The sequence below is a fragment of the Dolichospermum circinale AWQC131C genome (genome assembly GCF_000426905.1).
GTDB classification, from domain to species: Bacteria; Cyanobacteriota; Cyanobacteriia; order Cyanobacteriales; family Nostocaceae; genus Dolichospermum; species Dolichospermum circinale.
This window is the reverse complement of the sequence record NZ_KE384593.1, coordinates 86,722-93,826: the sequence shown is the minus strand read 5'-3', so window position 1 is coordinate 93,826 and position 7,105 is coordinate 86,722. Positions and strand designations below refer to the sequence as shown.

The following is a 7,105-nucleotide window of genomic DNA, read 5'->3' as shown; positions in this document are numbered from 1 at the left end:
AGAGATTTTGGTAATTTAGTTCCCGATTTAGTAGTAGAAATTAAATCAAAAACTGATAGAGTTTCTAAATTAGAAGATCAACTCAAATTGTTTTTAGAATTAGGTGCAAAGGTAGCAATTCTAATCAATCCTGATGAATTAACTGTTACTGTTTATCGTCCTGATGGTAAAATTACATTATTAACAGAAGATGATAAATTAACGGTAAGTGAATTATTTCCTGGTTGGGAAATTGCTATTTCTGAATTATGGCCTCCTGTATTTGAATAGATGTTTATATTTAAGCTTGTAGGTTAGTATGAAACCCAACATGAGTGTCGGGTTACGCTGTCCCTTAACCCGACCTACAAAAAATAGATAACGATTCTATGGTTTATTAAACTGTGACGACTTGACGAACTTCTATCGCTTCTCCTGTCAAACTAAAAGGACGAACTTCGGTAATTTTGACTTTGACTATTTTCCCTTTTAGACAATTAATATCACCGGTAAAGAATGTGAGACGATTTCCCCCGGTTCTTCCCATGACCTGAGTTTTGTCTTTACTGTTTTCAGCTTCTACTAATACTTCTTCAATGCGTCCAAAGTAACGTTGCGATCGCTCGGCTGCTTTAATATTAACTAAATGATTTAATCTTTGCAATCTGTCGCTTTTTACTTCTTCACTGATTTGATTATCCCACAAAGCCGCTGGTGTACCGGGACGGGGTGAATAAGCAGCGGTATTCAATAAATCAAAACCGATATCTTCTACCAATTTCAAAGTATTTTCAAATTGTGCTTCTGTTTCACCCGGAAAACCCACAATGGCATCAGCACTTATTGACGCATCCGGCATATACTGTCTAATAGTATCAATAATTCGGCGATATTTTTCATGGGTATAACCCCGTGACATTGCTTTTAAAAGCTCATTATCTCCAGATTGAAAGGGAATATGGAAATGTTCACAGACTTTCGGTAATTCAGCACAGGCTTTAATTAATCTTTCTGTAAAATAACGAGGATGACTAGTAGCGAATCTTATTCTTTCTATTCCCGGCACATCATGTACATAATAAAGTAAATCTGTCAATGTATGCAGATGACGACCTTCGGGAGTAGAACCGGGTAAGTCTCGACCATAAGCGTCAATATTTTGACCCAGCAGCGTAATTTCTTTGTAACCTTGTTTTCCTAACTGTTCGATTTCATACCTAATTGCCTCCGGTGTACGGGACTGTTCCACACCGCGCACGTTGGGAACTACGCAATAGGTACAACGTTCGTTACAGCCATAAATAATATTTACCCAAGCTGTTACCTGACTATCCCGACGGGGTTGGGTGATATCTTCAAAAATGTGAACTTCTTCCGTAGCGACAATTTGATTACCCTCAAAGACAGACTCTAGCAAATCTTTGAGACGGTTAGCGTGTTGCGGTCCCATAACTAAATCTAATTCGGGTACTCGTCGCAATAAAGCTTCTCCTTCCTGTTGAGCGACACAACCAGCAACAATCAAGGTTAAATCTGGTTGATCATGCTTGCGTTTAGCCTGTCTACCCAAATAAGAATATACCTTTTGTTCCGCATTATCCCGAATGGTACAAGTGTTGTAAAGGATTACATCTGCTTGATTTGGGTCTTCTGACCACTCAAAGTTCATGTCTTCTAAAATACCAGCCATGCGCTCGGAGTCGGCCTTATTCATTTGGCAACCGAAGGTAATAATGTGGTAATGTCGTTTAGTGGTCATTGGGAATTACGCTTAATTAGTAATGTAAGTAGGTTGGGGTTAAAAATTGTCGTTATGACAAGGGAACAGGGAACAGGGAACAGGGAAGAGGATTTGGGCAACTTTACTTTTCGTTACTTGTGTCGGTTTTTTTTCGATCACTTACTTATATCAAGTCTATTTACTATTCTATATTGGAGTAGAAGGGCATGAAAAGTTAAAATCTCAAAATTTTCGCCTTGACTAATATAGGGAGCAAAAGATTGATATGATGATATCCTCTGAAAAACAGGAATGATCAATAAGTCAAAACTTTACTTTATGCTCAAAACTCACAACTACGTACTTAAAAATCAAAACTCCGTCCTGAAAACTCAAAATCCTGTAGTCAGAATTGCCAACCCTGTACTCAGAACTCAAAACTCCCTGCTGAGAACTCGTAACCTGATTCTCAGAAGCCAAAATTTCATCCTCAGAACTCAAAACTCCATCAAATTAAATGCACCATCTGGACAACAAGGGGTAAAATTGACTACTAACCCTAAATCAACTTTACCTAACATACCTAATACTAGTATGGGATGTCATTAAATGATGGTATAGTATAGGAATTTTTACTTAGATATATGGGAAAAGCGATCGCAGAGATTGGATTTACTATTGATTGTAATTGCCAATATCAATCTGTGATTGCCCCAGGGTATTCTTAAACACAATCACTATGGATATATTTTATTTATCCCAAGTGTTGATGAATTGCGGTTATTATTCAGACATTAATTTACTGTAAATTGAAGCACGACTTAGTAATTGCTTTTTGTGATCATAGTTTTGTAAAAAAGTCTATTAGTTATTATATCTAAATTCTATTCTATTCCCGTCAAATTTGCAGCTTGTTGAAAATAAGGTCTTAGCATTATACCAAGTTCTTGAACAATCAGAGAATTTGTATTTTTTCCTAATTCTGGTAAAATTAATTCTTTGCAGAAGCGATCATATTCTAAATGTTCTACCTTCAGATATTGATAAGCTTTTCTATGTAAATCCTTTAGTGCTTCTTTACCTCTAAAAAATATTTTTGCTTCTTGAAAATCCAGTTCAGGGGGATTATTAATATAGCTTTCCCAATGAAAATCTTGACTTATAATTATATCCTCTAACATATTTCTTAAACCCAATATTCTGTTTTTTGATTCACTAGCTTTATCAACTATTTGCTGTTCAAAAAAAGTTCTCATATCTGTTAAAGATAAAGATTCTATTCTATCTAATGTTAGTCTAAAATCTGCATTTTCTCGGAATTGGAACTTTAAACATTCAAATAATTCTGTCATTATCGAGTTTTGAAAATATTGTCTTAGCCATTGTTCTAGCTGAGATTTTGTTAAATTATTACCAGTATTTTTTCTATATGTCTTCTTCTCACCTGTTTTTTTAGTAGATATCTGATTGAAAAGATTAGCGATAGTTTCTGTTTCTTCAAGTAAGAAATTTTCCCATTCATGTCTTTTCCAATAGATAATTCTTACTGATTTGTCTCTGATTAAATTAGAGTCAAGTTTGCTACTTATTTGCTCAATTTTTTCCTGTGTTCTAAAATCTCTATCAGTAATTGCAATTACTGGTATACGTTGGTGTAATTGACTTTTATCATAGATTAATTTACCTATAGAATTAAAATTCCCACTACCACCTATTTCAATTACTTCATATTTTATGTTTGATAACAAGTTTTGAGTTATTAGTTTACCAATAACTAGTTTAATAAATGCAACTTCGGGACTTGTAGGCGCACCTTCAATTAATATATATAAATGATCGTTCTCTATTTTCATTATTTTTCTCCCAGATCACCCAAATTAATAATTTCTGAATCATAAAATATTTCTGCTACAGTTGGGGAATGGGTAGTAAAAATATATTGATTATTTGAATCATCTTCCCGCAAAACTTGAATTAATCTTTTTTGCCAAGCAGGATGTAAATGTAGTTCAACTTCATCAATAAGAACAATAGAATTTTTCGCCGTATCTGCTGCTAAACCAACTAAAATTCTTAAAATTTGATGTTCCCCTGAACTCATTTGTAGTAAATCATATTCCATACCCTCACCCTTTCTTTTGAGAATCACAGTATCAGAATCGGGTCCTGATTCTAAACCTATTAATGCCGAAGGATAACAAATTTTATTAAATAATCTTTGTACTCTTTTCCAATATGATTCACCATATTTTTCTTCGTTCCATGTTAAATTTTTACGGTAATATTCAATTAACCAAGATAAAACATCACTATGTGCATTTTGATCTTCTATATTTTGTTTATTAAAACTCTTAAATAATCTTACAGTACGTCTTTGATCTAAATAGCAAACTCCACCAATTCTATCAAATATTTGTATTTGTGAAATTTGACGATTTTGAGATATTGCTTGAGAAGCTCTACCTCTTGCACCCAAAACTCTAATAGAATTTTTAGGTAAAATGTCATGATCACATAAATTATTTGGTTTTCTACTTGGATAATACCAAATAACTTTTGCTGGACTTCCTAAAGGTGGAACTGATTCTGATAAATTAAAGTTTTGCCGTAATTTAAGTGATGAATAAACATCGTTAATAGCTTCAGCTTCATCTTTTTCAATGGAATACTGAAATTTGATTTGAGCTATATTACCTCTACCTTTAACTAATTGTTGCACATTGTATTCCAAACCTTCTCTTAACTCTGGATCTTGTGGCTTTTCAAAGACTTTAACTACAACATGAATTGCATCTAAAATTGAAGTTTTACCAGAACCATTCGGACCGACAATTAAATTCATAGATCGAGGACGACCCAGTAAATCTGTAAAATCTAAAGAAATATCTTCAATGGCACGAAAGTTTTTTATTTCCAAGGTATGTAATTTCATATACTTTGTAATATTTGTATTTTATTTAACTTAAAGTAAATAGCAAATCAATCGTAGTCTCTAAAAAGCTAATGGCGATTATAGCACATTAACTCTAATTTACAGAAGCGAAATCTTTTTCTCAAAACCTGCGACCAAAAGACCCAACAAGCGGTACAATTAACAACCAACCCGAAATGCACCCCTTGATATGTATTGCGACTATTTAGTACAAATCCTTACTGCCCGTGTCTATGATGTAGCTCAGGAAACACCCCTCGAATATGCACCCAATCTCTCCCAGCGTATTAATAACAAACTCCTACTGAAACGGGAAGATATGCAGTCAGTCTTCTCCTTCAAATTACGGGGCGCTTATAATAAAATGGTCAATCTGACACCAGATTTACTGAAGCAGGGTGTTATAGCGGCTTCTGCGGGAAATCACGCCCAAGGTGTCGCTTTAGCTGCTAGTCGCTTGGGAACAAAGGCAATTATTGTCATGCCAGTGATTACACCCCAAGTAAAAATTAATGCAGTCAAAGCTAGGGGAGGGGAAGTAATACTACATGGTAATAATTATGACGATGCTTACGCTTATGCTCGCCAATTAGAAGCGGAAAAGGGATTAACTTTTATACATCCCTTTGATGATCCTGATGTCATTGCTGGCCAGGGAACAATTGGTATGGAAATACTCCGACAATATCAACAACCTATTCACGCCATTTTTGTGGCCATTGGTGGTGGTGGTTTGATTTCCGGTATTGCTGCTTATGTTAAACGCTTGCGTCCCGATATTAAAATTATTGGTGTTGAACCTGTGGACGCTAACGCTATGTATCAATCACTGCAAGCTGGTGAAAGAGTGCGGTTGTCTCAGGTCGGTTTATTTGCTGACGGGGTAGCGGTGCGGGAAGTAGGAGAAGAAACCTTCCGTTTATGTCAACAATACGTAGATGAAATTATTTTAGTGGATACAGATGCCACCTGTGCGGCCATTAAAGATGTTTTTGAGGATACTCGTTCTATTTTAGAACCTGCGGGGGCATTAGCGATCGCAGCGGCAAAAGTCTATGCAGAAAGAGAAAAAATTGCCAATCAAACCCTGGTCGCTGTTGCTTGTGGCGCTAACATGAATTTTGATCGGTTGCGTTTTGTGGCTGAACGGGCAGAATTTGGAGAACGTCGAGAAGCCATTTTTGCAGTTAAAATTCCCGAAGAAAGAGGCAGTTTAAGAAAGTTTTGTGAATGTATTGGTAAACGGAATTTAACTGAATTTAATTATCGTATTGCTAACGAAAAAGAAGCGCATATTTTTGTGGGTGTGCAAATAGAAAATCGTGCAGACGCAGCAAAAATGGTTGAAAATTTTGAATCTCACGATTTAAAAACCATAGATCTAACAGATGATGAATTAACAAAACTGCATTTACGTCACATGGTAGGAGGACATTCTCCCTTAGCAGAAAATGAATTACTTTATCGCTTTGAATTTCCTGAACGTCCCGGTGCTTTAATGCAATTTGTCAGTTCTATGTCTCCTGATTGGAATATTAGCTTATTTCATTATCGCAATAATGGCGCAGATTATGGACGCATTTTAGTAGGAATGCAAGTTCCTCCCCATGAAATGACAGAATGGCAATCATTTTTAGATACTCTTGGTTATAGCTATTTGCATGAAAGTGATAATCCTGCATATAAGTTATTTTTAGGATGATTTAGTCTATATCTAAACCTATCTCCCCAACTGCTTGAGGAAGTTGGGGAGATAGGTATTTTGGCTATTAGAGATGAGAATTTAACGGTGGTTCTAAAAAACTATAAAAAACTAATTGTTTGCGGACTAAAACTAGAGGAACTTTCCCAATAATCTACTTTATTAACTTTTACTTTTAGTAAAGCGATATCAGGTTCATCTATCCCTTGGGGAAACCAAATTTCTAATCCTGGCTGCCATTTTTCTTCAAGTTTATCGCGGTCTCTTATTAATTGTGCTGAACCTAGTATAGAAACATATCGCTGTTGATTAGGTGCAGAAAAACTGACGTTTACTTGTTGATGATGTTCAATTTCTACGACTTTATGGGAATTAGCTAAAGTGAAAAACCAAAGTGTACCATTATGATCAATTTCATTCCATATTGACATGGGGCGACTATGTAAACTACCATGATCATCAATTGTGGTTAACATTCCACATTCAATACCTTCTAGTAGTTTACGCAATTCCTGAATTTGTGGTTTTGTCTGTACAGATTGTGTCATTATATCTAGAATTTTAATCTTATGAAGATTATGAAGATGGTTGATATTCTTAGTGTTAAGGTTTTTCAATTTATATACCTGAGTCTAAAGAGGTAATTATTAAAATTTTAATTCAAATTCAAATTAAAATTAAAACTTGCTATTACCAATTTATAACTAAGGAAATATATCTTCAAGAAGATGTCAATTTTTAAAATTAAAGTATAAATAAAAATATTTTAATA

The 7,105-nt window shown here is 34.8% G+C and carries 7 protein-coding genes; 3 read left to right on the top strand and 4 right to left on the bottom strand.

Annotated elements, in window-relative coordinates:
* On the top strand, nt 1-270 hold a 270-nt coding region (locus ACIR131C_RS26555; protein WP_035371493.1), incomplete at its 5' end, for a Uma2 family endonuclease.
* Nucleotides 271-376: 106 nt separating this feature from the next.
* On the opposite strand, the gene miaB is transcribed toward ACIR131C_RS26555, so the two are convergent.
* On the bottom strand, nt 377-1,738 hold the full coding sequence (gene miaB / locus ACIR131C_RS0104090; protein WP_028089169.1) for a tRNA (N6-isopentenyl adenosine(37)-C2)-methylthiotransferase MiaB: 1,362 nt from the start codon (nt 1,736-1,738) through the stop codon (nt 377-379).
* A 273-nt stretch (nt 1,739-2,011) separates the two neighbouring features.
* Here miaB and ACIR131C_RS21870 point away from each other — a divergent pair, with 273 nt between their 5' ends.
* Complete coding sequence (locus tag ACIR131C_RS21870) at nt 2,012-2,308, top strand: hypothetical protein (RefSeq protein WP_155963010.1); 297 nt, start codon at nt 2,012-2,014, stop codon at nt 2,306-2,308.
* 275 nt (nt 2,309-2,583) lie between these two features.
* On the opposite strand, the gene ACIR131C_RS0104085 is transcribed toward ACIR131C_RS21870, so the two are convergent.
* Nucleotides 2,584-3,552 carry a hypothetical protein gene (locus ACIR131C_RS0104085; protein WP_028089168.1) on the bottom strand — a complete coding sequence of 323 codons (969 nt, stop codon included), beginning with the start codon at nt 3,550-3,552 and terminating at the stop codon, nt 2,584-2,586.
* On the bottom strand, nt 3,552-4,631 hold the full coding sequence (locus ACIR131C_RS0104080) for an AAA family ATPase (protein WP_028089167.1): 1,080 nt from the start codon (nt 4,629-4,631) through the stop codon (nt 3,552-3,554). Before ACIR131C_RS0104080 ends, ACIR131C_RS0104085 begins: the two co-directional genes overlap by 1 nt.
* A gap of 190 nt (nt 4,632-4,821) precedes the next feature.
* On the opposite strand from ACIR131C_RS0104080, the gene ilvA reads away from it, so the two are divergent.
* Nucleotides 4,822-6,333: a threonine ammonia-lyase, biosynthetic gene (gene ilvA, locus ACIR131C_RS0104075; RefSeq protein WP_028089166.1), complete on the top strand. Its 1,512-nt coding sequence runs from the start codon at nt 4,822-4,824 to the stop codon at nt 6,331-6,333.
* A gap of 101 nt (nt 6,334-6,434) precedes the next feature.
* Here the strand turns inward: ilvA and ACIR131C_RS0104070 are convergent, their stop codons facing one another.
* Nucleotides 6,435-6,881 carry a pyridoxamine 5'-phosphate oxidase family protein gene (locus ACIR131C_RS0104070; protein ID WP_028089165.1) on the bottom strand — a complete coding sequence of 149 codons (447 nt, stop codon included), beginning with the start codon at nt 6,879-6,881 and terminating at the stop codon, nt 6,435-6,437.
* Nucleotides 6,882-7,105 lie beyond the last annotated feature (224 nt).